At 42.4% G+C, this 26,816-nt stretch carries 21 protein-coding genes; 11 read left to right on the top strand and 10 right to left on the bottom strand.

The features are described from left to right. Positions 1-14: 14 nt before the first annotated feature. The 3 genes from J8M00_RS15735 to J8M00_RS15725 all read right to left on the bottom strand — a co-directional run bounded on the left by J8M00_RS15735 (position 15) and on the right by J8M00_RS15725 (position 3,857). On the bottom strand, positions 15-1,976 hold the full coding sequence (locus J8M00_RS15735) for a methyl-accepting chemotaxis protein (protein ID WP_211011494.1): 1,962 nt from the start codon (positions 1,974-1,976) through the stop codon (positions 15-17). Between the two features lie 169 nt (positions 1,977-2,145). After that, on the bottom strand, positions 2,146-2,679 hold the full coding sequence (locus tag J8M00_RS15730; RefSeq protein WP_211011493.1) for a GNAT family N-acetyltransferase: 534 nt from the start codon (positions 2,677-2,679) through the stop codon (positions 2,146-2,148). Then, on the bottom strand, positions 2,649-3,857 hold the full coding sequence (locus J8M00_RS15725; protein WP_211011492.1) for an MFS transporter: 1,209 nt from the start codon (positions 3,855-3,857) through the stop codon (positions 2,649-2,651). Before J8M00_RS15725 ends, J8M00_RS15730 begins: the two co-directional genes overlap by 31 nt. Before the next feature lie 103 nt (positions 3,858-3,960). On the opposite strand from J8M00_RS15725, the gene J8M00_RS15720 reads away from it, so the two are divergent. Beyond that, positions 3,961-4,857, top strand: coding sequence for a LysR family transcriptional regulator (locus J8M00_RS15720; protein WP_211011491.1), 897 nt, complete (start codon positions 3,961-3,963; stop codon positions 4,855-4,857). On the opposite strand, the gene J8M00_RS15715 is transcribed toward J8M00_RS15720, so the two are convergent. From J8M00_RS15715 to J8M00_RS15685, 7 genes are all read right to left on the bottom strand, one after another. Continuing rightward, positions 4,840-5,445 (bottom strand): outer membrane beta-barrel protein, encoded by a 606-nt coding sequence (locus J8M00_RS15715; protein WP_211011490.1) that lies wholly within the window; start codon positions 5,443-5,445, stop codon positions 4,840-4,842. The genes J8M00_RS15720 and J8M00_RS15715 overlap by 18 nt on opposite strands. A gap of 286 nt (positions 5,446-5,731) precedes the next feature. After that, the gene (locus tag J8M00_RS15710; protein ID WP_211011489.1) at positions 5,732-6,550 is read right to left on the bottom strand and encodes a hypothetical protein; all 819 of its coding nucleotides are present in this window, start codon (positions 6,548-6,550) and stop codon (positions 5,732-5,734) included. 15 nt (positions 6,551-6,565) lie between these two features. Next, on the bottom strand, positions 6,566-7,906 hold the full coding sequence (locus J8M00_RS15705) for a hypothetical protein (protein ID WP_211011488.1): 1,341 nt from the start codon (positions 7,904-7,906) through the stop codon (positions 6,566-6,568). Positions 7,907-8,284: 378 nt separating this feature from the next. After that, on the bottom strand, positions 8,285-9,844 hold the full coding sequence (locus tag J8M00_RS15700; RefSeq protein ID WP_211011487.1) for a hypothetical protein: 1,560 nt from the start codon (positions 9,842-9,844) through the stop codon (positions 8,285-8,287). Then, on the bottom strand, positions 9,841-10,797 hold the full coding sequence (locus tag J8M00_RS15695; protein WP_211011486.1) for a hypothetical protein: 957 nt from the start codon (positions 10,795-10,797) through the stop codon (positions 9,841-9,843). The genes J8M00_RS15700 and J8M00_RS15695 overlap by 4 nt, the downstream gene beginning before the upstream one ends. A 35-nt stretch (positions 10,798-10,832) precedes the next feature. Beyond that, on the bottom strand, positions 10,833-11,072 hold the full coding sequence (locus J8M00_RS15690; protein ID WP_211011485.1) for a hypothetical protein: 240 nt from the start codon (positions 11,070-11,072) through the stop codon (positions 10,833-10,835). Then, on the bottom strand, positions 11,073-14,918 hold the full coding sequence (locus J8M00_RS15685; protein WP_211011484.1) for a TOMM system kinase/cyclase fusion protein: 3,846 nt from the start codon (positions 14,916-14,918) through the stop codon (positions 11,073-11,075). Between the two features lie 489 nt (positions 14,919-15,407). Between J8M00_RS15685 and J8M00_RS15680 the strand changes: the two genes are divergently transcribed. The 10 genes from J8M00_RS15680 to J8M00_RS15635 form a co-directional block, all read left to right on the top strand. Further along, the gene (locus J8M00_RS15680; protein ID WP_211011483.1) at positions 15,408-16,115 is read left to right on the top strand and encodes a hypothetical protein; all 708 of its coding nucleotides are present in this window, start codon (positions 15,408-15,410) and stop codon (positions 16,113-16,115) included. Positions 16,116-16,120: 5 nt separating this feature from the next. Beyond that, positions 16,121-16,735: an aspartyl/asparaginyl beta-hydroxylase domain-containing protein gene (locus J8M00_RS15675; protein ID WP_211011482.1), complete on the top strand. Its 615-nt coding sequence runs from the start codon at positions 16,121-16,123 to the stop codon at positions 16,733-16,735. Positions 16,736-16,777: 42 nt separating this feature from the next. Then, positions 16,778-17,290: a GNAT family N-acetyltransferase gene (locus J8M00_RS15670; protein WP_211011481.1), complete on the top strand. Its 513-nt coding sequence runs from the start codon at positions 16,778-16,780 to the stop codon at positions 17,288-17,290. Positions 17,291-17,355: 65 nt separating this feature from the next. Next, positions 17,356-17,661 carry a DUF6916 family protein gene (locus J8M00_RS15665; protein WP_211011480.1) on the top strand — a complete coding sequence of 102 codons (306 nt, stop codon included), beginning with the start codon at positions 17,356-17,358 and terminating at the stop codon, positions 17,659-17,661. Positions 17,662-17,690: 29 nt separating this feature from the next. Beyond that, on the top strand, positions 17,691-18,239 hold the full coding sequence (locus J8M00_RS15660; RefSeq protein ID WP_211011479.1) for a phage tail protein: 549 nt from the start codon (positions 17,691-17,693) through the stop codon (positions 18,237-18,239). Positions 18,240-18,254: 15 nt separating this feature from the next. Beyond that, on the top strand, positions 18,255-18,782 hold the full coding sequence (locus J8M00_RS15655; protein ID WP_211011478.1) for a phage tail protein: 528 nt from the start codon (positions 18,255-18,257) through the stop codon (positions 18,780-18,782). 13 nt (positions 18,783-18,795) lie between these two features. Further along, positions 18,796-19,344 carry a phage tail protein gene (locus J8M00_RS15650; RefSeq protein ID WP_211011477.1) on the top strand — a complete coding sequence of 183 codons (549 nt, stop codon included), beginning with the start codon at positions 18,796-18,798 and terminating at the stop codon, positions 19,342-19,344. Between the two features lie 191 nt (positions 19,345-19,535). After that, a complete protein-coding gene (locus J8M00_RS15645) occupies positions 19,536-20,504 on the top strand; it encodes a S8 family peptidase (RefSeq protein ID WP_211011476.1) in 969 nt (322 codons plus the stop codon). A 59-nt stretch (positions 20,505-20,563) separates the two neighbouring features. Beyond that, positions 20,564-21,751 (top strand): TIGR03032 family protein, encoded by a 1,188-nt coding sequence (locus J8M00_RS15640; RefSeq protein WP_211011475.1) that lies wholly within the window; start codon positions 20,564-20,566, stop codon positions 21,749-21,751. Continuing rightward, positions 21,748-26,816: beta strand repeat-containing protein (locus tag J8M00_RS15635; RefSeq protein WP_247687419.1), on the top strand; the 5,069-nt coding region annotated here is incomplete at its 3' end. The genes J8M00_RS15640 and J8M00_RS15635, both read left to right, overlap by 4 nt.

Raw genomic sequence — 26,816 nt, 5'->3', positions numbered from 1 at the left:
GGTGTAAAACGGCCTCAATCAGTATTAAATCTGCCAACGAGTTCATTGAGGTTGTTAGCGAATATGACCAATTGTTTAGCGCCATCATACAAGGTGTCCGCAGATTGACTCACTTGTTTGATTGACTGGTTAACGCCTTCAATTTGAGTGCGACTGTCGCTTGAGTACGCGCCTTGTTGCTCTGCTTGTTGCGAAATGTTAGCGATAATGGGTTTGACCCTCGAAATCGAATCCGCAATTTCTTCAAATGCCTGATGAGCTTGCTCCGACTGCTCAATGGCTGATTTAGACTCCTCAACGCTTAAGGTCATATGTTTAGACACCGCCCTAGTTTTTTCAGTGAGTTTTGTGAGTACTTTTTCAATGTCTTTCGTCGCATCATGAGAGCGCTGGGCCAAAGTACGCACTTCATCTGCAACTACTGCAAAGCCTCGCCCTTGTTCACCGGCACGAGCAGCCTCAATGGCGGCATTGAGAGCCAGTAAGTTGGTCTGTTCGGCAATCGTTCTAATGACTTCGAGAATATTGGTAATATTGTTGCTCTGATCTTCAAGCTCGCTCATTGCTTGAGCTGAGCTACCCAGTGAATCGTTTAAGGTGGCAACTTGTTTAACCGTGCTTTGAATGAGCTCATTACCCTGCTGAGCATGTGAGTCGGTATTGGATATTTCACTCAGTGCTTGGGTACAATTATCATTGACCGTCATGGCCATATTTTCCATGGCATGGGTGTGCTCAGCTGTCTGTTGAGAGGTGCTGGCTTGGTGATGACACTGTCCCCGAATTTCATCAATACTGCCGTGAGATTGCTGAGCCTGCTCATTCAAATTACTGGCATTGTTCTTAATATCAATAACCAGCGCATTGATCGAATTTAAAAATTGGTTGAACCATGAGGCAAGCTCGCTGATCTCATCATTGCCAATTATTTGCAGCCGTTTTGACAAATTACCTTCACCTTGCGCTATTTCTTTGAGCCCCTCTGAAACCATTTCAATGGGATAGACGATTTTATTGGCAAGTACAATCGCAATGACGATGAACAGTACCAACATAATCAGTGCGATAACACTGATATTGTAAGACATCGCATAGGCTGAAGAGAGAATTTCGTCTTCATCCATCAAAGCAACAAAGGTCCAGTTTAATGTTTTGGAGTAATATGATTTAGCCATCATCTGTTTTTCTGCGTCTTCGATGGCGACAAGTGCATCCTTATGTGCACTGCTCATATTTTTGATTACTTGGTATTTAGGTGATGACAGGTCAGCGACATTTTTGAAGTTGCTATCTGGGTTCTTCGGATCGGCCAGTATCGTACCATTACCGTCCAGCAACATCAGATATCCAGTATCTCCTAGCTGAATACTACTTACAATATCAGTTAATGTTGCCAGTGTGACGTCCAGTGATTGTACGCCGACAAGTGCACTGTCGCGTTTAATTGCGGTGGCAACCGATACCATAGCTTGCCCTGTGACACCCTGATAAGGTTCGGTAATGACGACCTTGTCTGACGCTTGGCTTATTTCTTGATACCAAGGGCGCTTGCGGGGATCATAGCCGCCAAGAGGTTCAGCTGGGTATTGAATAAAGCCACCTTGAGCGGTGCCAAGGTATACAAATAAGAGTTCAGGGTGGGTAACGCCAAAACTCTCAAATAATCGAAAAATCTCAGCTTCGTTGTCTCCAGACGTCTCTGGGGTCATCATTTTTTCAGCGCCAAAGTATGTGCTAGTGTCGTCACTGACATTCACAACTGCTTGGCTTTGTGCTAAAAATCGCGCGTTGTTTTTCATTTGTTCGAAAAATAATACGAAGGTATTTTCAACCTGACGTATTTCACTGTCGGATGAAGCGGTGAATCGCGTGAGAGATTCTTGCTTAGTGCGCGTAATGCTCATGATAGATATTGCTAATATTGGAACTATCACCGTCAGGACAAAACTACTGATGAGCTTTTTGCGCATTCTCATAACTAACTCCTACATCAATGCTTTTAAACAGTATAGATGTTGATTGATATCTGCGTTAGCCAATAAAGAGATAAAATTTCAGAATCCAATGTTGAGGATTTGACAAGTAAAAGCGCCATTTATTGCGTTTATTAAGCCATTCACCATTCATTTCGAAGAAGGTCAATAATTAACGTACGTGCTCTCTTTTCAATATGGAGTATAAGTAGCTATCTACACACCTGTCTTGGAGCAACATATATTCGCGTAAGCAACCCTCTTTTTTCATTCCGAGTTTTTCCATCAGTTGCCATGAAGCGGTATTTTCAGTCGCGCAAATAGCCGTGATTTTATTTAGGTCGAACTCTGTGAAAAGCTTCGAAATAAGTGCGCTAGTCGCTTCAAAAGCATAGCCTTTTTTCTGTTTTTCTGGACTCAATCGGTAGCCTATTTCGCCAATGCGGCTGGCCAATTGGGTATGCTTGAATAACATTTCACCGATAAAGTCACCCGATGATTTGCACTCTAAGGTAAGCAGTAATCTCTGCCCCTCTAGATTTTGAAAAGGCTGTTTGGCTTCTTCAATGCGCTTTTTAACATCATCTAGGGTTTCTGGTTTACCAATATATCTTGATGTCTCTTGGTTCCGACGAGAGTCATAAACAGCTTGCAAATCGGTGGACTGTAAAGGTCTTATAATGAGTCGTTCGGTTTCGAATTGCATGTTACTTCTCCTTGAATACAGTGATTAGATTTTGCTGCAAAAGAGAGGTGTTTTGCAGCCAATAATACGATGATAGAAATTGTCGCGACAATGATTGAAATAGAGTCTGGGCCGCTAATTAAATATTGATTAGCAAGCCAAGCTATTACTGAAAATATCAGCAGTTCGGTGGCGCCTACAAGCGCATTGGCGGTACTGGAACGCGATGTATGGAAGTGTCCGACATAGTACATATAGCTGGGAAAATACCCACCAAAAATAAACAATATGGCGCAATAAGCGAAGACAACGGCGTAGACGGAACCGTGAAAAAATAGGAAAGTCAGCGCACTTATTGGCAAAGCAGGCCATAAATAGACAACAACTTTTAAATGGGAGACTCGTTTTTGCATGGCTTTGGCAAGAGAAGAACCGATAAGCAGGCCGCCCATACACACTGTCATAGCTTGACCAATTTGCTCGGTGGTAAAGCCAAATTGATTCCTTAAAAGAAAGGGGAAGTAAAGCTGAATGGTTAAATATAAAAATGTCGGTGCCCATTTTAATACAGCCATTGATACAAAAAAACGACTGAGGGAAATATCGACATATTGCTTTACAAGTGCAGCGGGGCGTAATGATATATTTGAGGATTGTTGCGTGGGAAATACAATCAGGCCAAAAACCATCACGAAGCCATAATAGACAATAAGTGCAATGGACATTCCTTGCCATGAAAACATGTCTGCGAGGGTGCCTGAAATCAGTGGTGTGATCAAAGCGACTAAACTGGCAGATATGGCTAAATTCCCCATTGAGCTGTTTAGTTTATTACCTTTAAACGTCGCGTATAAAATTGCTCGGCTGACGAGTACAGGGGCTGCGCTACCAATACCTTGCAACACCCGGCCAGCTAGAAAAGTGTTGGCATCAGAGGCTAGAGCACACAGCAATGTACCCAGTACTAAAATGATTTGTCCGCAGATAAAAATAGGCCGGCTGCCGTATTTGTCACATAACGGACCGGCAATTAATTGTGCAGCCCCCAATGAAACAAAGAAGCTAATAATGATTGCCTGACTTGCTCCCTCAGTAAGCGCAAGATTTTGCGTGATATCAGGCAATACGGGCATAAATATTTGACTGGCCAATTGAGAGCATGACAGTAAAAAAGCGGCCAAAGCAATATATCTATTCAAGGCAGTTACTCATGGTGGGGCACAATAGGCGCTACTATAACGTGCTTTTAATGTCCTAAAAATAAGGTAATAATTAAAAGACTTTTTCTTCATAGGAAATAATATGGATTGGCTAAGTGCTGTACGCAGCTTTGTTGTATTATCGGATATGGGCAGTTTTACCAAGGCCGCAGATGTCATAGGTGTGTCTGCGTCGGCAATGAGCAAGCGAATTGACTGGCTTGAAAAACAGTTGGGTCAAACACTTTTTGTGCGTACGACAAGGCAAGTAAGCTTAAACGAAAACGGCATTCGCTTTTTGTCCTATGCAAGAAACTGGGTAGGGCAGTTTGACGATATGATCGAGCAGGCACAGGGGAGTGAGCTTGAGCCGCAAGGTACCCTAAAAATAGCTGCGACCCAGGCCATAGGCAGTAGTTTATTAATGCCTGTCATTAAGCAATTTTTAGACAAGTATGAAAACCTCACAATTCATTTGAATATATTGACGCCGGGCTCTCCGCCAGATCTCGAGCATGATCTGGTGATCACCAGTTATTATGAAGAGTTTGATTCTGCGGCTCACAAAGGAATTCGATTGGCTGACTATCAAATGACGGTATTCGGAGCACCTAGCTATTTATCACAATGTGAAAAAATAACGGCCATTGAAGATTTGGCAGCCCATAAAATGTTGTTGAGTAATTACTACCAGAAGAAAGGCGGGATAATTTTAGAAGACGGCAGCTTATTTGATTTTAGTCACTACAATTTTGTCTCCGACCATCTTGATGCATTGATGAAGGCAGCCATTCAGGGGATGGGATTAATTTTTATCTCCCCGCAATATGTCGCCAGAGAGCTAAAGCAAGGGGTTTTAATTCCGGTCCTGCCAGATTTGAAATCAGAGGTGAAGCAATTGTGGGCCTATTACCCAAACACCCGCTTCACCCCATATAAAACTAGGCTTTTTATTGATGAACTAAAGCAAAGTTTAACGCGACTAAAAACGGTAATTTAGACCAGCACTAAATTGGAACTGACTTAGTACGTCACCATCGAAGTGCCAAATACAATTGTCTTGTGTATTTGGGTCATCGTCGCAGACAACTTGAGACGTGTTTTTTACAATGGTTGCCATCCATCTAAGCTCGGTAAATGCGTGAAAACCAGCGCCAATATTGTAGTCGATGCCAGTGAACAAGCCCGACGCAAAAAACTCATCCGCTTCGGCAAAGTTTGGTGTGATGCGGTTTACACCAATCTGTGCGCCAACATAGCTTGATAAACTGTCATTGATAGGCAGCTCAATGGCGCTTTGAAATAGTAAGTACTCCATGTCAACTTTTGCGATGGCGTTATCAGCAAACTCAGTTTCATTGATGCTGTAATACATGCCATAGCGTGTTCGGTTGATGAGTCTATCGACAGATATACCGAAGTGGCTATTGTCTTCAAGGTCGATTGTTTGGTCTTTACTGGTTGTTAAGTCGTGATTGATAGAGTGTCCTCCGAAGACGGATACTCCAAAGCCGGTATCCGCAGCTTGTGCGAATTGAGCTGAACTTAATAAACCGACAGAGGTAATGAGGCAGAATATATTTTTCATACATAATCCTTTTATGCGTATTGGGGCATATTTTGGCATAATTTTTTAGATAATTGGAGAGCAGTTATAAATAAACTGTATGTGTTATCAGATCTATTTTAAGCACAGTATAGATGGGTTAAATTTGTATATTCGAGCATCATAGTTCCGAAAGTGCCTTTTAGAAGGAGGAAGTACTTATGCATAAAGCAAATAAATCTAAGTCAAATTTTAAAACCTTGAGTGACATCCAGTCACTCAAGGTTGAATGTTATCTACGAATTAAAACGGTGAACATTCGCTCTCTTTACCAAGAAGGTTTATAAATATTAGTGCCTATAAAAGATACCAATTCAGTATGGTCGTGTTTTACCGTAAGAGAAGCCAGTTTGTCAGCTGCTGTCTGTGAGATAAATTGTTTATTTGGAAGTGCAATAGCCTTAAAGTTATTGCTAATCTTTTTGATATTCTTACTTTTAAGTAGGTCTTGGAATTTATCATATTGCGCTTTGTTGTTTGCAATTGAGAACAAAAGTAGCGCTAAGTTTTTTTGATCTTGGGAGTTTAAGATGAAGCTCCTGTCTCCAGAATAATTGTGAAGCTCAGTTTCATCTTCATATGCAACACCATGATCTGGAGTGAGTGCCGTTCTAACTGCTGCATTCCCTAATGTTAGAGTCAATTTTGCTTGGGCATTGTAGCTTGCTGTTTGCGCAACTAATTCGTCAGCCATTTCATTGCTTAAATAGACGTTTGTAAGTTTAGTGATGGGACCATAAGCTTTTTCAATCAAGTAGTGAATAGATGTGCCTTGTTGCGCACTTACTTCTGAATAAGGTACGTAGTATAGATTTTTCAGTTTTTCTTTCTGCAACTCTGCATTTTTCGCATCACTGTTAAGAAGTGGATACATGGTACTTGTAACAGACTGCAGATCACCATCTAGCACCATAGTATTTACGATTTGGAGGGCACAAAGGCTGTCTTTGTATTTATATAATTGTTGACTGGTTAAGTGGACTGAAGCGTTTTGCTTGCTGAATTGATAAGAAGATGAGCCGACAGCCTCAACAGAGATAGCCGAAAATGCCAGTAGTAAACCCGAAAACAGTAAAGTTCTTTTCATATTAGATTCCCTATTCTAGTTAAGTTTTAGGTTTGTAGAAAATACAAAGTCATTAAATTTCTGTGTATTTGCATCGGAATGACATCCGCTGCAGCTCGAATCTAGCCCATCGAATGGCTCTAAAATGGGGTTGGCTAAATATTTTGGTTTGATGATCCCCATATCTGACCATTGACTATTTAGAATACGATAATTCCCCCAAACAGAGCTCTTTAACAGCTCCGCTGTTTTAGCGTTATAAATTGTTAGGATATCTTTGTCTTCATTAGAAAGAAGGCCTAAAAGAGCGCTGGGTTCACAACCTGAAGCATTCGAGTAGCAAGTGGGCTTATTTATTTTACAGGTAGGAAGTTGAGTATTTAAATTGCCAGACCGATCATAACAGCTTTCTTTAATCGTAATAAAACGCTCACTAAAAAGCGGGTACTTTGAATTCAGATCAACCTCTGATTTTGAATTTTGCTGTTTAGTTGGAACCGCGCCTGAGTGCAGGTATGTTGCCCAGCTCCACATATTCAGTTTGTAACTTGTATCTGCTGGCGCTAAAGCTTGTGGCGTCGGGTTATTTTTATTGATTATGTGTAATGCAGAAAGACTGACAACCGCTAGTTTGCAATTTGTTACCTGTTGTTGCTCTTTTTCAACGATAAATGCCGCCGCTCGATGGTAGTTTTCTGCATCTGAAAAAGAACTTATTAGCCATGCGGCTTTAACAAAAATTGACCCTCTCTTGTTTGCATATGCATCAGCTGCGGGAAATATTTTGGGGTCAGCCGTTTCATTATCTTTTAAGTAGTCAAATGCTACTTTGTTCATGTGAATAGAGTAGTAGACTGGGTTACCATTGCTATCTATTAGAATGTTACCTTGAGGGTTTAAAAGCGTTTCAAGTAATAATGGTGTATTTAAATTGGTTATATTTGGATGGTTTTTTTCAAACAAAGCGCGATCTTGAAATGAGACAAAATCGTGGCATATATCAGGTATTTCTTTCTTGGCTTTTTGCCAAGATGTGTCATCTAACTTGGAAAATGAGTTTAAGTTAGGCCATGATTGCCATACCGGGTATGTGTCTCTTTTAGATAGGTAATTAGAGCGATAGTCGGCAACGCCAGGAAGGCCTTCCAATACATCCCAATTTAACGCATGAAATTGTCGGTAAGCATCGCGAATGACTGACTGGTTTGTCCGATTGTTGCCCAATGTAGCAAAGAAGCAGGGCAGTATGCGATATCCTTGATTGGCCAATTGAGTGTAATTATCACACTGGGTTGGGAGTTGGTGCAAATAGGCATGGTCAACATCCACTGAAGAACTAGCAACCGCTGTTAAATAGATAAGTACACTATAAATCATCAAATTCCCTTTTAAACTAGAAAAGATATGGATTTAAAAATACTTCTTAAACTTTTGATATTTAATGCTAAATAACAACAACTTTATATTGTTTGTTAGTGTGCGGTGGAAAATTTGTACTGCCGCAAGACAACAAGAGATATCACAATACGAGTTGTTTAATTTATCATCAGGTAATATGAAAGTGTTAATTTTTAGTTGGTTTTTTGTGTTGTGGCGTTACGGCGTGAGGTGGCTTGTTGATAATAGAGCTGTGGACAAACATGCCGGTGTGAAAATTTGTTGCTACGTAATATTGGCAATGCTTTGTATTGCAGCGATTTATAGTTTTTTATGTTTCTGTAAGTAAGGCTATTATAAAAATAGCCCTATACGAGATTATTTACAGGCTTGGCTGTTTAGCCAATGTGCATCTTCAAAAATGAACATAAAGTCAGTTGGAGAAATGGAGTAACTCGATTTTAGCTGATCTTTTGGCACATTGTTGATTGCGGCCTGCGCAAAGCCACCACTCACATGGCAGTTCATACATGATGAGCTTTTATAGAATAGCTTATTATCTTTACCAACTGGGGTATTACCAAGCTGAAGAAACGTTTCGAGCACTTCATTGGTTAGAAATACCGGATGAGGTGCGCCTCCAGAATAGTTAGCAATTTTACCTGGAAAAGTTTCACGCTCAGGATCGCTGCTGTCGGTTGAAAACTGCGTGCCGACCAAGTTGTAATATTGAAGGACAGACTTTTCTTTAGCTAACTTTTGTTTTACAAACTGATTGACCTGTTTTGTAATGGGGCCTATTTGTTCCAATCTAGTGACCTGTGTTTTTGTCTCACCGCCATTTGCATGATTAACAGCACAGGTTGGGCAGTTGGGATCATTGAACAATGGATTACTGCCAGATATGTTGTCTTCGTGGCTAAATGTTGTAAACACCCAGTTTGGAGAAGAAACGGTTTTATGGCTGATATGAAAACCGACGACACCTAATGTTTTAGTGACGTTTTTAGCAGACTTACTATACTCTCCATTGTCCAGGTTTTCATACACTTTGACACTTTTTTGCATATGTATGAACTTGCTCGGGTCGTCATTTTCACCTAGCACTTTCCAAGCTACTTTAATGGTCAGTCCGCCAGTATTATCTGTCGGACCATAGTTTTCTAGCGCTGGAATGCTATTACAGATCTTGTTGACATCATCCGGACAATTAACATAGCCACCTGTGTTTGCGATAACTTGGCCATAACTTTTTAAATAGTCAATTTGCCCATCTATATTATAGAGCTGGTATGGTTTAACTAATGCACTTTGGTTTTCAAATTGCGTGACCAAATTAAATATATTCGGAGACAGCAGCTTTTGGTAATAAACAGGTTCATTGTTTTGATCGACCAAAATGGCTTGGCTTATTGCCATATCAAGTGGGGCAACTTGACTAATGGCTTTTAAAGCTGGGTTAACAGACGCGTTTTTAGTAAAATCCCAACCATCTGGTGTACAACCATTTTCCATAAAAACGCTGTCTGTATCTCTCCAGTTAAACCAAATAGGGGTATTGCAGTTTGCACCTGTGCATACCTGTAAGTTCTTCGCCGTGACATTGAACTGCTTATCCACTTCTCGGTTCAAAGTTATAAACTGAGCCCAAGAGAATAAGTCATACTGGTTGGTTAAAAATGCCAGCTTCTTATTGTAACTGCTATCACTTGGCGTGAGAGGTTTTATCGTTCTACAGATTTTTTTGTTATAGGCGTCAGGTGGAAAGTAAGGCAGTGTTGTAATATCGTCAGGTAAAAATAAACTGTGATTTTCATAATCACAGCTGTTTTTACTCAACCAATCTGGAAATGTAGCGTACTGTTGCTCGGCAGCTATTTGAAAACTCATTATGCTTGTAAGCGTTACGCTGGAAATTAGAGTAAGTGATTTAATCATCCGAATAATCTTCTTTTTGGTTGTGGGCTTGAATGTAGATAACTTTTCAGATTGCAGCTGCCATCTTCGAAGATTGAAAACTTGGTATAAAAAGCTTTGTTATTTGGATTGTTTTCAAGCCATTTAGATACGTCGTTCAGCCTGTGATAATTAGGCTCTTTGTCACAAATATCGATGACTCTTTCAATAAACTCGTCGTTAATATAGTTATCTTTTTCCTGCCTCACCCAAGGCAGCTCAACTTCTATTTTTGTGCTCAATTGATCAGTGAATGAAATGCTGATTTGTACTTTGTGGCTCAGTTCAGACGCAATGTTCAATACGCTTTGTAAATGAGCTACATCACCTTGCCACTCAAATAGCGCAAGCTGAGGCAAAACGTGTTCACACTCTAATGTGATTGTGAATTTCGTCTTTAGGCTATCTCTGGCAAAAGTAAACCCAATATGATTCAACTTACCGTATTCTAATTTCCTGGCAAGTGCTTCGCCTAGAGCAAGAGAGTTGGGCGCCAATGTCGACAGTGCATGCTTAATTGTGTCGTTAAGCTTTTCTCCTTTTACATAGCTATAGTGTTGTGTGCTTATATAAAATGTCGGAATAATAGGGTAGTGGGTTTTACTCCAGTCAAAGCTCAACCAAATAAGTGGTATGTCTCTTAGGCAGCGGTGCTGAGTATAGAGATCTAAAAATTCATTAATTTGTTTGGATTGATGTTGTTCAATCGAATCAAACAAACCTCTAAGTTGCAGAAGCGTTTCTTCAGACGTGTCATAGGCGACGAGAAAGTCACATGGGTGATTGAGTTCAGCAGCCCGGTATTCGTAACAAACGCCTTTGGTAAATTGGGGGATTTTGTCAGCAAGATATTTGGTTGCTTCTTGGTTGTTTTGATTAATTAACAAGCCATGAGAGTGGCACAATTGCTGATGTAGTTGAGATAGATTATTCATAGTGTGATGCGAGGCAAGCGCCTCGCATGTCTCCATTACCAGATTTTGGCGATATCGTCGTCAATTTCTGGACGAAGCTCTTCGCAGTACTGAGCCCATAGATCATCAGTTAAGAATGACTCTTTCACTACTTTCTGTACCAGTTCTGTTTGTGATTCAGATAGGTCGAAAAGCGCCATAGCCTGAGGTAGGTTTTGTAACACTAGCTCTCTCACTTCTGGATCGTTTGCAGCGTTATAAGTAAAAGACAGTAGCCCTTTAGGATATGTTTTCATCTAAATTTTCCTTAGTGTATTTAGTTGAGGTTTTACATAAAGTGAACTTGATACATCGGAAGACTCTTCTGCAATATCAAGGAATTGTGTGTTGGTTTCGCCACACAATAAATAGGTCATTTTGGCTAATACGGAATAGTAAAAGGCGCGATGTGACAAGTAGCCAGAAAACTGTTTGATACCCATCTCAAATTGTTCAATTGAGATATCCGCATCGACGCTGGCAATAAAATGCAGCATTTCACAATAGCCTTTCCAGCCGTCATTTTTTGCTTCTCTCGCCAAGTCCACACCTTTTTGAGATAAGCGCTTTGCCTCTTCGGCACACTGGATAAAAGTGGTTTTATCGGCAGCCAACAGAGCTTTGTTTAATTGGTATTCTGCTTGGAATCCGTGTGTGGCCGATAGCACATCGACAATGCCAACCTCATGAGCGAGTTTTGTTTGTTGTGTGATCAGTTTGTCGGCCTGAGCTTGGTTATCTAGATAAAGCTCTGCAAACGCCCTAAAACCGATACAAACTAATTCGGAGCAGAAACCAAAGTTATTTGAAATAGTCTCGGAGTCATTTTTGAATATATTGTCTGGCATCTCATCGAGTACGGTAATGATCTTTGAGAACTCGGCTTTGGAGAATAAGGTCTGAATAAGAATTTCATAAATAACCGGCTTAAATTCGTCAGGAACCCACTCACTATTTTGGTATAGATCCAATGCGAGTTGGTGGGCCTGCTCGGTTTCGCCTGTGGCGTATAGTTGTAACCAAAGTCCACGAGTCGTGGTAAACCTTTCTTTAGCATCTGTATTTTCGTTTAGCACTTTAAAGTTTTCATGTAGTGCATCACTGGCTTGCTCATCTACCCAGCCATTTCCTGCAATACGGACAGACGCGAGATCATTTTTAACTTTAAGGTACAGCTCGGTTTCGCTCAGTTCACCTGTTTGGCAGATTCTTAAAGCCTCTTGTAAGTATGACTCGGCCTCCATGATTGCAAACAGCTGCTTTGCACCGTTTGCGCTGTCTAGCATCAAAGTTGCAGCGCTTTCAAATTGACTTACTTTTTGTAGATGAAATGCAGTTACAAATGGTTGATCGGTGTACCTATCCAAGCGTTTTAAAGCATCTATAAATAGTGCGTGTTTCGCTGTGGCTTCTGTATGAGTTTGTGAGTCATAGGCAGCATCTCTGACTAGGGCGTGCTTAAATACATAGCTATCACTGTTTACGCGCCTTTGTTGAACGATTAACTCTCGCTCAAGTAACTCGTTCAAGTCATTTTGAATTTGATCTTCGCTCAGTGAAGACGTTGCAACTAACAACTCGTATTCAAACTCTCTACCAATGGTGGCGGCAAGCTGAGCTGTTTCTTTAGCATGCACTAGGTTATCAAGCTTTTGTTGCAGCGACTCACGTAAGCTGCTTGGTACTTGCTCCAGCCTGTCAGGGCTGATAAATGTGATAGCACCACCAGACTCGTGAACGAGCTGCTTTTCTTTGAGCATATCGACCAGCTCTTCGATAAACAGTGGTATGCCATCGGTTCGTTTTACCAGCACAGAACGTACATTGTCGGACACATTTTTGCTGTCGAACAGCTGTTCAATAAAGTCTGTTGTAGCTTGTGCAGTAAGTTTATTAAGTTCGATCTCTAGCAGCGTTAGGTCATGTAAGCTGCTCGGGCATGCTTGCCTTGAAGTACTTATCATAACGTTGCCATCTAGAAGCTTTGCGGCAAAATAGCGTAAGAACTCTAAGGTGATAGAGTCTGACCAATGAATATCTTCTATGATATAGAGCTTAAATTCGCTGATACTGGATTGACGAGATAATAACAGCGCACTTAAACCTGCAAACAGTAACTGCTTTTGCTCGTCTGGTGATTGCGAAGATGGTTGCATATCTTCAGGTAATTCGACAGCGAGCCATACCATTAAGATAGGAATGGTTGCATTGATTTCTGAATCGGACTGGCCATAGTCGGTTAAGACATCAGTGAATAATTGCGTGATATTATCTGTCGTTTGATTGTCTGTATTGAATAGGTATTTAACTAAATTGAGAACTGGGTACAGAGCACTGTTTTGGTGTTCTGGTAAACACTGAGCAACCAAATGTTGATACTTGCTGGCATTATCCCTAACTTCTTGCAGTAATCGAGACTTCCCAATACCTGCTTCACCATAGATATGGGCGATGCGGGTATTGTTTTCGCCATTAATTACAGACAGTGTTTTGTCTAGCTCTAGTTGTCGACCAATTAATTTATGGTGACTCTTGGTACCGCGCATAAAGCCAAACGCTTCGATACGCTTTTCACCTTTTAAGTTGTATATGGACAGTTGCCCAAAAGATAAACCAAGTTGGATATTGTCAAAATAGTCGAAGTCACTATAGGGCTCTAAAATAGCTCGAGACTCTGCTGAGCAGAGAATTTGTCTTTCCCCTGCCAGTCTTGCCAGATCCATAGCTATATTGGCAATATTGCCCTCAGGTACCGAGTTGGCATAGGTTACGAAAATACCCGAATGTATACCGATGTGAGCATTGAGTTGAACCCCGTGGGCTTCTTGCATCAGTGCATTACGTTTACCTAGTTCACTGATCACATCTAAAGCTGTTCTAGCACTCAGTCGGGTATCATTGTCGCTTGCTACGGGATAACCAAAATAAAACAACATTGTATCGGCAAGGTTGCCGACATGGTATGCCCCAAATCGTGTTGCTATATCGATACAGTGGTTGCGTTGAGATTTAAATAAGGTGTCGATAACGTCAAAGTCTTTTGCGCTTTCGTTCAGCCTTTTTGCACTCAAGCGCAATGCCAACACGGTGATCTGCTTACGTTCTGTGAGTGTTGTATAGTCTTGCGACACTGGGCTATTCGGATCGTCGTTACGCAAAACAACCGTGTGGTCATCGTAGCCATGTTGCGCTTGCACATCTGCCAAGATACCTACCAAGTTGGAGACGTTCATGGTGTGAAGTTCAGAAAATATCTCTTTTCCTGAAATAACACGTTCAGTGGCGTTTTTCTGTAGAACTCTGCGCAGTAATCCGGACAAAGGGTGGCCGAGCAAGGCACTAGGGATGGGAATATGCACATCACTGAGCTGCTTGTGATAAATCGAGGCTACACTCGACCCCGTCACCGCTGGCATGCCTGTTAGGCATTCTAGTAATACCAGACCCCACACATATAAGTCTGTTTTTTCTGAAGCCGGTTCTCCTCTTAACTGCTCTGGAGCACTATAAGAAGGGGTACCAATCGTCTCTTGAGTTAAAGTGATAGTTGAGAAGTCTTGATGCCTGTTTTCTTGGGTCAAGGTACCGATACCAAAATCTAGAATTTTGGCATGTGTTTTCGCCCCCGCTTGTGTAAGCATGATATTGGCGGGTTTGATATCTCGGTGAATAATCCCTTTTTTGTGTGCATGAATAAGCGCATCGAGCACTTGCAGCATGATATCGGTGGCACCGACAGCATCCAGTGCTCCTTCTTGCATCAAATGTTCACGTAGAGATAGACCTTCGATATATTCAAAAACACCATAAAGAAGGTGTTCATTGACTTGCCCTTTGTCTAGAAGACGCACTATATGTGGATGCTCTAACTGCCCACTCAGCGCGGTTTCTCGCTTGAATCGTTCAACGTAGCGTTTCTTTTTTGACTCTTCTAAATGGGGCTCAAGGGCAAGAAATTTAATTGCAACAGTTTGCTCAGTATTTTTGTTTCTTGCCTTATATACTTTACCAAAACCACCTTCACCAATCTTATGAAGCAGCTCATAGTGGGAGGATTCAAAGTTATTCTCTATATATGGATCAGAAAAATGTGTTAATGACATTATGCTTATTCTTCGAGTTAATTATTTTTGCCAAGAAACGTTTGGTACAGCAATTGAGTTGTAGATATTACATCGTTTTTTAGTCGTTTACGATTACAAGTTATAATTAATTTTACATCCATAATACATACGATTTTTTACCTAGTAAGAAAAGCTTGCCTTAAGTTTTTATTCAGTTTTTCGGGATTAAATGGGCTTTTTTGAATCGCAAAACAGCACTAATTCTAGTTTTTAATCTATATAATTGCATTAATTGGGATTGTTGGTTTGTGCAAAATATACAAATTTGCAATAAAAAATTTGTTAGCTTCTTAGTTCTTTAGTTGGTAGTAGCAATTATGTACGACTCTATTTGGAAAGGGGGGGGGGTTTCTAGACATAAGTATGGGCTTATCAACCCAAATATTTACAATAATGTAATTTCGTGTAATTTATTATTATTAATAATGCTGTAATAATCGCATCTACCGTTGAAACAAAGGACAGAAAATGGAACGTCGGGCATTTATCAAGTCATCTGTGTTATTGAGCACCTCTGGTATGTTGATGACTTCAAAGTCATTTATAGCTCACTCAAAGGCTTCTGAGTTTAGATATACTGAACGATTGAGCGAGCAGAAATTATCATTGAGCAAGTTAGATTACCCCACAAGTTTAGTAGAAAACCCGCAACAAAAAATCGTCAAAGTAAGGCTCAAGCCAAGGGTCGCAAGACGGTACTCAAACAAGACCTATATTTTATTTGAATCTTCGAACAGCATTTACATGTATGACGAAGATGGCAGAAAAATAAGTGAAATACCATTGGTGGTGCACGTTAAGGATTTTGCAATTGATGAAAAGCGACAGCGTATATTTGTTATAGGTGAAACCACTTTTACCGTATATACGCTCGACTTTAACGGAGAAATACTTGGTAGTTTTGGTGAGTTTGGCGTTGAGCTTAAACATCAGCTTAGTGGCATTAAATCGATAACATGTGACAAAGCGGGTCATATCCATATTCTTAACACCTACTCCAATAATATTAAGAAGTTTGACAGCCAAGGCGTATATTTGATGAGTTATGCGCCAACAAGTTTTACTAATCGGCCTAAATTACTCTCAATTGATGGTTATGATTTTATAGAAGTTGTGGGTGGAAAATTTGCAGACACAGTCTATAAGTTCGATATTTCAGGTCGATTTATAGGTTAAGTGCAATGAGCACCAATATAGGGACGCATAATAATCCAGTGGCTTTTGCTAAGTTAGCTTTAAACTGCGATTTTACAGCGTTGAAAGAGGAAGTATTAGCATTAAATGAGCTGACTTGGTACTCACATGTTAACTCCTCTGGATTTTCAGGACATTGGAACGTATTACCACTCTATGCCAATCAAGCCCACGTTAATGCACACCCGATCCTCCAGTGTTTTTCAATTGAAGAACAGAACGCTCAATTTGCTCCCTTACCAATCATGAATAGGCTTCCCATATTGAAAAGCTTCCTAGCCCAATTTAAATGCTCGTTTAAGTCGATAAGGTTAATGCGTTTAGAGGCTGGTAGTCATATCTTGCCACACAGAGATCACCACTTGTCGATGGAATATGGAGAGGCGCGGATACATGTGCCAATCGCCGGTGCAGAACAAGTTGAGTTTGTCGTAAACAACCGGATCGTACCGATGAAGTGCAATGAAGTATGGTATCTCAATGCGGATTTAGAACACAGTGTTTCTAACCTAGGAGCTGAAGCGAGAATCAATTTGGTTATTGATTGTAAAGTAGGTGTTTGGCTGAAAAATTTAATAGAAAGTTCCGAGCAAAAGTTTTAATGCTGCATATACTCAATAGGTGCACAAAAGAGGATAAGGAAAATGGTGCAATTTACCATACCAGAAGGGCTACACATACGCCCATCAAAGGCAACTGATAAACCATTTATCGAAAAGCTGCATAGAGAAGTAAGAGAGGATTTGCAGTGTATTGATGGCGAGCGTGATTTTATTGAATCAATCGTCGAGATGCAGCTAAAAGCGCAAACTCAAGGCTATGGTGCTCAGTTTCCCAATGCGATGTATTTCATTATTGAAAAACACGGTGAACCTATTGGCAAAGCCACATTGGATTTTGGCCACAATGAGATCAGGTTGATTGATATCGGTTTTTTAATTGCTGCGCGAGGTCACGGTTTCGGGCGCGCAATTGTACAGTCGTTCCAGCATTGCGCCGCACAGTCGGCTGTCCCTCTTACATTGGCGGTTCTAAGTCACAACTTAGCCGCTAAACGCTTGTATTTAGAGCTTGGCTTTCAAGTGATGGAAGTGCAAACGCCCCATGAGTTGCTCATTTGGTACCCCCCGGCAATGAAAAGCATTGTTGGTGTATAACGCAGGCAATCACAGCAATTATGGTTGATCAGAAGTTTTAAAAAATAGACGCAGAGTAGCAAGCAATGACAAAAGTGACACAAGAGTTAATGCATTCGTTAGTTGGTGAAGAGGTCGAGGTGTTTTCAACACAAAACGAGCAGTTAGTTGGCAAATTAGCGATTAGTAATGTTGAAGATGGCCGCATAGACACTGATGAGTTTACCTCATTTTGTATCTCGCTAAAGGGAGACCCAAGCAACCAGCTTCCGCAAGACAACTATCTTTTTAAGCATAGTGCGTTTGGTGAATATCCGATGTTTATGAGTATTTATGATCAAGATAAATATCAGATAGTTATTTCACGTAGACGTGTTCAAGAAGTGGGTTAAACCCAAGTCAAAGTTAAGGAGTGGTTTTTATGGTTAATCCTTATTTAGGCATGATGCAAATGATTGCCTTCAACTTTCCACCTGTGCATTGGGCGGCGTGTAATGGTGCGTTGATACCAGTCAATGACAATCCCGCCTTGTTCTCCTTGTTGTCAGATACATTTGGCGGTGACGCAAGGACGAATTTTGCGTTACCCGATATGCGTGGCCGAACGCCAGTTTTTCCGGGAAAGTATGACATTTTTCAACAAGGGCAAAAAGGTGGCTTTGAGGAAGTTACGCTCAATAATGCTCAGACAGGGCACAGTCACGATTTTCAAGTTGATTCCTTAGAAGGCGATAGCTTTTTACCTTTCAGTAATGCAAATCCAACTGCTCGATACACGATTTCTACGGCTAATACGCAATTCCCAACAGGCGTGAAGAAGTTTTATGCGCAAAACTCTGGTGGGCTCGATACGTTGTCGTCACAAAGTATTCAAACCGTTGGTGAAAATGCGCCTCATACTAATTTACAGCCGTCTACTGTAATTGGCTTTGTCATTGCGCTTAACGGCGCGTACCCGCCACGAAACTAATTAAAGGAGCAGAGTATGAGTGATGCATATTTAGGTGAAATTCGCATGTTTGCAGGCGTATATTCCCCCTACCATTGGTCTTATTGTGCCGGACAGTTGCAGGCAATCACAGACAACGAGTCTTTGTTTAGCTTGTTGGGCTCAAATTATGGGGGAGATGGGCGTACCACTTATGGGCTACCCGATATGCGTGGGCGGGTCCCTGTGGGGGATGGTCAGGGCCCGGGATTAACTAACCGATCTTTGGGACAGAGGTATGGCGTTGAGCGAGTCGTGCTATCGGAGAGCCAACTGCCGGCACATAGCCACCCAGTGCAAGTAACAAGTGCCACTTCAGAGCTACAAGCACCAATAGACGGGCAGTCATATATTGGCAGTGAGCTGCACTTTTTACCCGATACAACGGCGGGACTAGAAACCAACCCATTTAGTGCAAGAGCGATCGGCACTGCTGGTGGAGACGAGTCCCATGAAAACCGTATGCCAATGCTCTACCTTGGCTTTATTATTTGTATGAACGGCCTCTATCCGTCACGTAACTAAAAGGAGAATTAAAATGGATCCATTTATTGGTCAGGTTGATATGTTGCCTTACACCTTTGCTCCCGTTAGCTATGCGTTTTGTGATGGCCAATTTGTCGATATATCTCAAAATCAGGCGTTGTTTGCTGTGATAGGTACGACTTATGGTGGCAATGGTCAAACAAACATGCAGTTACCAGATTTACAAGGTCGAACGCCAACCATGTTTGGCACTGGGCCCGGTTTATCTCCGGGCGATTTGGGAAATCGAGTTGGGTTGCCCGATGTGGTGTTATTGGAAAGCGAACTGCCTACTCATACCCATGAATTAAATGCGGGTAAAACCATTAAAGATGGCCTTGTTGATAGGTCAAATGGTACGGGGTTATTGTCAGCAGCAAGGGCAACAACCGGTGGTGTAGCCCGAGTTTATTCTTCTGATGACTTAGGAGGCTCAAATATTACTTTGAATTCTCAAGCAATATTGAGCAATGGCCAAAATCAAGCTCATGAAAATAGACAACCGTATCTTGCAATACAGTTTTGTCTTTGTATGGACGGTATTTTTCCACCGCGAAGTTAGATGAGCTGTTTGTAGTGAAGTTTATATTTTGTTTCATGGTGTTCTTAAGTATTGGAGCTACTGCTAAAAGTGGCTCCAAGGCACCCTTTATCAACTTCATAAATAATAATGAAACAATACAATTGTATTCAACAAGCCAGAAGAATATTTACAACAGTAATATTGGACTGCAATTTTACCTCAATGAAAAAATGCTTGTTAAAGTAAATAATGAGCAAAAAAAGCACTTAGAACGAATAGAATCAATCTTAAGTTTGCAGGTACTTGCCAATGATCGACTTAACGAAATTGTACTTGTTACGCCGACGCAAGACGAATTTTTGTCGACTTATGAATCAATCAGCCGCTTGAAGGGCGCTTTTGTGCAGCCGGACTTTGCCATCGTTCGGTCTCCCCAAATACAAAAGCGCAAGGTTAATAATCACGCAAGTTCGCAAACTCTACAGCGCCTGCGAAATTATCAATGCAATTCATCGATAAAACCCAGTCGCATCGCCATCATAGATGATGGCTTTAATTTGTCTGAATCCGCATTTTCACTTTTTAATGTTCTACTTGCCTATGACGCGGATAGCCAAAATATCATTTCTGCCAAAACAAAATCAGAAGCGACACATGGCAACATGATTGCCAGTGTTATTGCACATCAGCTGCAATTTAAAACAAAAAATAAGGCGAAAGTAGACGCGGAACTCGTTGCCATTAAACAAGCGAGTACGCTTAACTCGGCGATGATTTTGGCGTTTAGTATCTCTTTGAAAATGAATGTAGACATTATTAACAGCAGCTGGACTTTGCCTTTTGTTTCTCAGTTGCTTTCAGAGGTCATTGAGCAAGGGTTAAATCATGGTGGCGTAGCCTATGTGGTCGTATCGGCTGGCAACCATGGGAAGGATGCATGTATCGGTAATAAACTATCTGAAGTCAAGGGAGTAACAACGGTCGGAGCGCTGTCGGGTGACGGCACTTTGGCTCCATTTTCGAATTTTGGCAGGTGTGTTGATCTGTATGCGCCTGCGACATTATCTCTGAAAAAAAAGAACACAAGTTTTATAGCCAGTGGTACTTCCACTGCTGCAGCTTTGGTAACAGGGGAGCTCTCCTACTTGCTTAGCTGTGGTCTATCGAGCAGTGAAATTGGGTTCAATAATAATAATTAACTTTAAGCTTGTTTGATTGTTGAGTGGTGTTATCCAGCCGCTCGCAAAGGAGTAGAGACATGCAAGGGTATCGGGAACAGGGTTACGGAAGGGCAGGTGATAAATCTGATTTCGTTAACATTGATTTTGCAAGTGAATACAGTGAGAATTTTCCTAAAATTCTTCAAGCATTAGGTATTTCGTTGGTAGTTTCAAGCTACCAATCACATGCAGTCATGTTGCTTCGCAGTCGGGCTGATGCGCTTAGCTGTAGCGTTAAGAAGTTTGTTCGGCCAATGGGCATTTGTGTGAGTGAAGATCGCTTTTTAGTAAGCACAGTCAATCGCATTGTGAATTTTAAATCGAGTGATATGTCTCGCGATAGCGTTTGCCGTGGAGAGTTAGACGATTTGGATTCGCTGGCCAGCAAGCTGCAAGACGAAGAGCGTGATACTTCCTCGTTTAAGCAATTAAGAGAGGAGCAGATCAGTGCAATCAAGCAATGCGATAAATTATTTACTGAGCGCTCTTCTCTTACAACGGGCACCCTGAATACCCATGATATCGCCTGGGGAGATGAAGGCTTGTGGGTAGTGAATTCGAGTTTTTCTTGTCTTGCCACAGTGTCGTCTGAATCTGGCTTTACAGCGCGATGGAAACCGCATTTTATCAGTGAGTTAAAAGCTGAGGATCGCTGTCATCTAAACGGCATGGCGATGCAAAATGGCCGTCCCAAATATGTAACCACTTTTAATACACAAGATAGTCAAGATTCTTGGCGTACTGAGCAAAATGGTACGTTGATAGATGTGGATAGCAATGAAATATTGTTAAGTGGATTATCAATGCCGCACTCACCTAGATGTGACGATGGACTTGTTTACTTGTGTAATTCGGGTTTAGGCGAAGTTATTAGTTACAACCCGGATACCCGTGAAGTGTCAACAGTTTGCACTTTACCTGGATTTACCCGCGGACTGTCATTTTTTGGTGACTTAATGCTGGTTGCTACCAGCCAAGTTCGCGCATCTAAGGTTTTCAGCGATATCCCATTGACGGCGGCGCACACCCAAACGGATACGGTGTGTGGAATATGGATAGTAAATAAACATAACGGACAAACCCTATCAAAACTGCAATTTAAAGGTGATGTAAGTCAGCTTTATGATCTGAGCATTATTCCCAACTCTACGTTTCCCGAAATGGTCAGTGGTGATGATGCTATTTCTGCGCACTTGTACGATTTTACGAAGGAAGTATTGAAATGAAAAAGCTTGATATGACCACCTCAATACTGGGAGTCGTGATCCCTTCTCTTGTTGCTGCGAATCCGCCTTCAGATATTTCAGAGAGCTATTTTTCATCCAGCCATAAAGTGCCGACGCTAGATACGATTAAAGTGAGTGATGATACACACTTTCATTCTGCTGAGAATGAAATACCTATTCAGGTGTTTAACATCGCTCAGCAGACAAGTTCAAAATCGCGTGATGGAGAAGATGCGAAAGCCGCGACACTGGCATTTTTAGCTGAGCAAGGGTTACTTAGTAGTGAGGGGATGAACTCCACGCAAGTCAGTGGTGAAGTCAGTATTGCTAAAGAACTTGCGGCATCTTGTAGAGTGTCATTTGGCTGTACGTCGGCCTATCTCAGTAAAGATAGCTGTGAGGCTGGCCCCGGTGGAGGAGTCTGGTTTCCTGATACTGATGACTGTACCGTTGCTGCTGCGCCAGATCCTGATATCAACTTAAGAGGGAACAACCAAACCATTACCTCTGGGGATAACACACCGAGTGCCAGTGACCACACGGATTTTGGTTCACATCAAACTGGCGCAAGTAATTTTACTCGTACGTTTACCATCGAAAATGTGATTGCAAGTTCTACGTTAACTTTAAGTGGATCGCCACTAGTCAGTATTTCTGCATCAAATGACTTTTCCATTTCGAGCCAACCGGGGTCTAGTTCACTAAACGGCGTAACGAGTACAACCTTTGTCGTTCAACTTGATCCGACAACGGTAGGCTCTCCTGAAGCAACGGTGACGATAACCAGCAATGATCCCAATGAAGGCACATATACCTTTAAAGTGGGTGCAACAGTGACTGCGGCAAACACAGCTCCCGTTGTCGATCTAGATTCAGCTGCAGGGGGCAGTGATAGATCTTCTGCGTTTTCTGAAGGAAGTGGCGGAGTTGGCATTACTAATAGCGCCAGCGTGACCGATGCAGAGTCAGATACCATTAAGACAATCACGGTTTCATTGACCAATGATCAAGATGGTGCTTCTGAAGGACTCAATGTAACTGGAGCCGCTCAAAATGCCTTAAATGGCATTTCAGGAAAATCAGATGTCACATTGCAAGATACCATTTCAATTACTGGGGCAACCGCGACGCTTGCTCAAGTACAAACATTTTTAGATGCGATTACTTATAACAATACATCTTCAACGCCTAATACGACTGCTAGATCTGTGACTGTGGTCGTAAATGACGGTACTGACAATAGTGTGTCACGTACTTCAACCGTCAGTGTCACGAATGTGACGTCGACGACATCGTCTGGCGCGTCATTTAATACAACAACTGGTGCCAACTTAAATCCAGCTATTTTGTTTACCAGTGAAAATGAAACTCTGACAATTGCGCAAACGTCCCATGCATCGGGCTCAACCGCAGATGGCGGCGGTGGGACCGACACCCTAGCTGTTTCAGACAGTGTCGATATCAGTGGCCTTACTACCTTAACCAATTTTGAGACTTTATCAGCTGCAAACAACGGCAATCTGACCTTAAGCGAATCCCAGCATGAATCTTTCACCACGATCAATGGCGATGGCACAAACCAATTCACGCTTTCCAGTGCCAATGGCAATGGCGAATTAACCGGTGATCCCGATATTGAAACATATGTGCTAAATGCTGCTATGACATTTAGTTTGGGCAGCGCATCGCAAAATGTAACGGGTAGTAGCTCCAATGATGTTATAAATGTCGCAGCGTTAACCCCAACAGGCACACTTAACGCAGGTGGAGGCACAGGAGATACGCTGCGTCTTTCCAATGGGTCAAATATTGCTGGGGCTACGATATCAAATGCAGAAGTGCTAGAGCTTAACTCCGGTGCTTCTGTCACTATGACCGAAGCTCAGCATGACAGTTTTAGCTCTGTTACAGCTTCGGGCACTGACACGATCACTATCTCTGCGGCGACAGATGGGTTAACTGGTAATGCGGCAATTGAATCTTACATTCTGTCAGTCGCAAACTCGTTTACACTGGGTGCTGCGAGCCAAAATGTTACAGGCAGTACGAATAATGACACGGTTACTGTGGGCACCTTGGTTGCGACAGGAACGCTTGCTGGTGGTTCAGGCACCGATACGCTTTCTATAGGGAATGGCGGTAGTATTGCCGCAGCCACGGTATCTGGTTTTGAAAACCTTACATTGTCTAGCGGGGCATCGGCGAGTTTCACCGCAGCCCAATTATCGCAATTTTCTGGGACAGTAACGGCGGCAGGCACAGAAACAATGTCGATAAGTGGGGATGGGAACATTGCGACAGTTTCGGGGGTCGAGAATTACACAGTCAATGACGATACCACAAACTCAAGAACCGTCACGCTTAGCGCTGCCGGGCACTCGGTAACCGCAACAAGTAGTAGTGATGCAATTACATTTGACGTTGGTACACTCACTTTTACAGGCACTCTCACCGGCGATAATACAGTTGCAGATACGCTCAGTATGTCCAATGGTGCCAACATCAGTGGCGCTACGATAACAAATATTACCAATTTGTCTTTAGTGACAGGTGCCTCGGTAACTATGACTGCGTCCCAAAACCAGAGCTTTAGCGGTTCAATCACGGCTGCTGGCACCGAAACGATCAACATCACAGGAGATGGAGATATAACGGTGCTTTCGGGCATTGAGAATTATGTAATCGGTGATGACAGCTCAAATACAAGGACAGTCAATGTAGGCGCGACAACCAGTGCAACTGCAACTTCATCTAGTGACGCGGTTACTTTTAATATCGCTGGAAATACTTTTACGGGCAGTCTCACTGGTGAAGCGACGGTTGCTGATATTGTGTTGGCAAGTGATGGCGCAGATACTACTGGGGCGAGCTTTAGTAGCGTTGGCACGCTGTCACTTGCAAGTGGTGCTACAGTGACCCTTGATGCACAGAACGTCAGCGACTTTTCAACAGCGATTAGTGGTGCTGCGGGGAGCGAAAGCTTGCAATTGGTAAATGGTGGCACATTTAATTTTGCCTCTACCACTGTGTCGAGCATTGAAACGATTGCACTTGGCTCTAACAGTGTATTCTCTGTGACTATACCTGATAACTTCTCCACCAATGGTGGCAGTATCACAGTCAGCAATACGTCTGGGGCGGCCATTAGTGCTGGCGTGACAATCAACGCTTCCGCGCTTGCTGGCGATAGCCTAGTGATTGCTGCAACTGACTTAACAGGTAACGATATATTAACGGGCGGCGATAGTGCTGACACTATAAGGCCTGGTACGGGTACCGATACGATGACAGGTAATGGTGGCAACGATAATTTTATTGGTGCTGCTGCGGATCTCAATGGCGATACAATCGCCGATTTAGCAGTTGGTGATACGCTAACGATTACTGGTGTGACGGGCCTAACTACCAGTAATGTACGCTTCAACGGCAACAGCACTTTACAGGTGGATACGGATGCGACCGATTTTGCCGCCGTGGAAGTTGCACTGACGCTGTCAAACGCACCAGGTGCGGGCTTAGACTTTACAGTTGCCGATAGTGGTGCCAATACACTCATTACGCTAATTGCAGCGAATGATACTCCGGTATTCAGTTCATTGAACGGGTTGTCTACGTTTACAGAAAATGGTTCGGCAGTTGCGATTGATAGTGATGCAACCGTTGCTGATACAGAACTAGATGCGTTAAATGGTGGAAACGGAAACTACAACGGGGCGTCTTTGACAATAGCCAGAAATGGCGGGGCAAGTTCACAAGATGTTTTCGCGAACTTGAATTTACTTGGAACACTAACACAAGGGAGTTCTTTTACATACAACGGCACAAATGTTGGTACTGTGACAACCAACTCAGCCGGTACATTGGTGCTTACATTTAATGCGAGTGCAACGTCGGCTATAGTCGATGGGGTCATTCAATCTATTTCTTATGGGAATACATCGGAAGATCCACCTTCTAGTGTAACACTTGATTATACATTTAATGATGGTACCGCCAATAGCACAGGCTCCAATCAAGCGGTAGTAAACATCACAGCGCAAAATGATGCGCCAACAGATATTGCGTTGTCAGCCAATAGCATTAATCAATCAGCCACAAGTTCAGGGGCTAATGTGGGTACGTTATCTACTACTGACGTTGATAGTGCTAACACACATAGCTACACCTTGGTAAATAGCGGGAGTAGTGCAAATGGTACCTGTTCTGCACACACAGGCAATGGTAGCTTCCAAATCAGTGGCTCTAGCTTACAAACGCAGGCAGCCCTGAATGCTGGCGATTACATTGTTTGTGTTCAGTCAAATGATGCAACGACAACATTCCAAAAATCGTTCACTGTTACTGTGGTTGATAATGTTGCGCCCAGCGCTCCATCAACACCGGACCTAGATTCTGCTTCAGATACCGGCGGATCCAACACTGATAATGTCACTTCAGATACAACGCCAACATTTAGTGGCACAGCTGAGTCTGGCAGCACTGTTAGACTGTATAGTGATCAGTCTGGCAGTACGGTGATCGGAAGTGGCACGGCTACGGGCGGCAACTGGCAAATTACGACCAGTACGCTCTCTGCGACTACACATGCCATTACGGCAAAAGCGACGGATGCAAGCAGTAATGAGAGTAGTGCTTCTAGTGCTCTAAATGTAACCATTGACACCAGTGCGCCAAATGCACCAAGTACGCCGGATCTGTCCGCAAGTAGTGACTCTGGCACGTCAAATACAGATAATATTACCAATGATACGACGCCGACTATCACAGGTACTGGCACAACTGGTGACACAATTAACTTGTCGTCTAGCCTCGACGGTAATATTGGGAGTACTACTGTGTCTGGTGGCGCCTGGAGTATTACAGCCTCTACTTTACAGACTGGCAGCCATACCATCTCGGCGCAATCTGTCGACAATGCGGGCAATACTGCGAATTCGGCAAGTAATTTATCTTTAACTATAGATACACAAGCACCGAGCGGTCACGGTGTTTCATTTGGTGATAGCGCGTATTCAAACACCGAAAAAACAGCGGCGTCCTTTACCTTTAGTAGCGCAGAAGTGGG

The organism is Pseudoalteromonas luteoviolacea (genome assembly GCF_018100925.1).
GTDB lineage: Bacteria > Pseudomonadota > Gammaproteobacteria > Enterobacterales > Alteromonadaceae > Pseudoalteromonas > Pseudoalteromonas obscura.
Note: the sequence above shows the minus strand (reverse complement) of the source record. Positions and strands in the feature narration are given on the sequence as shown.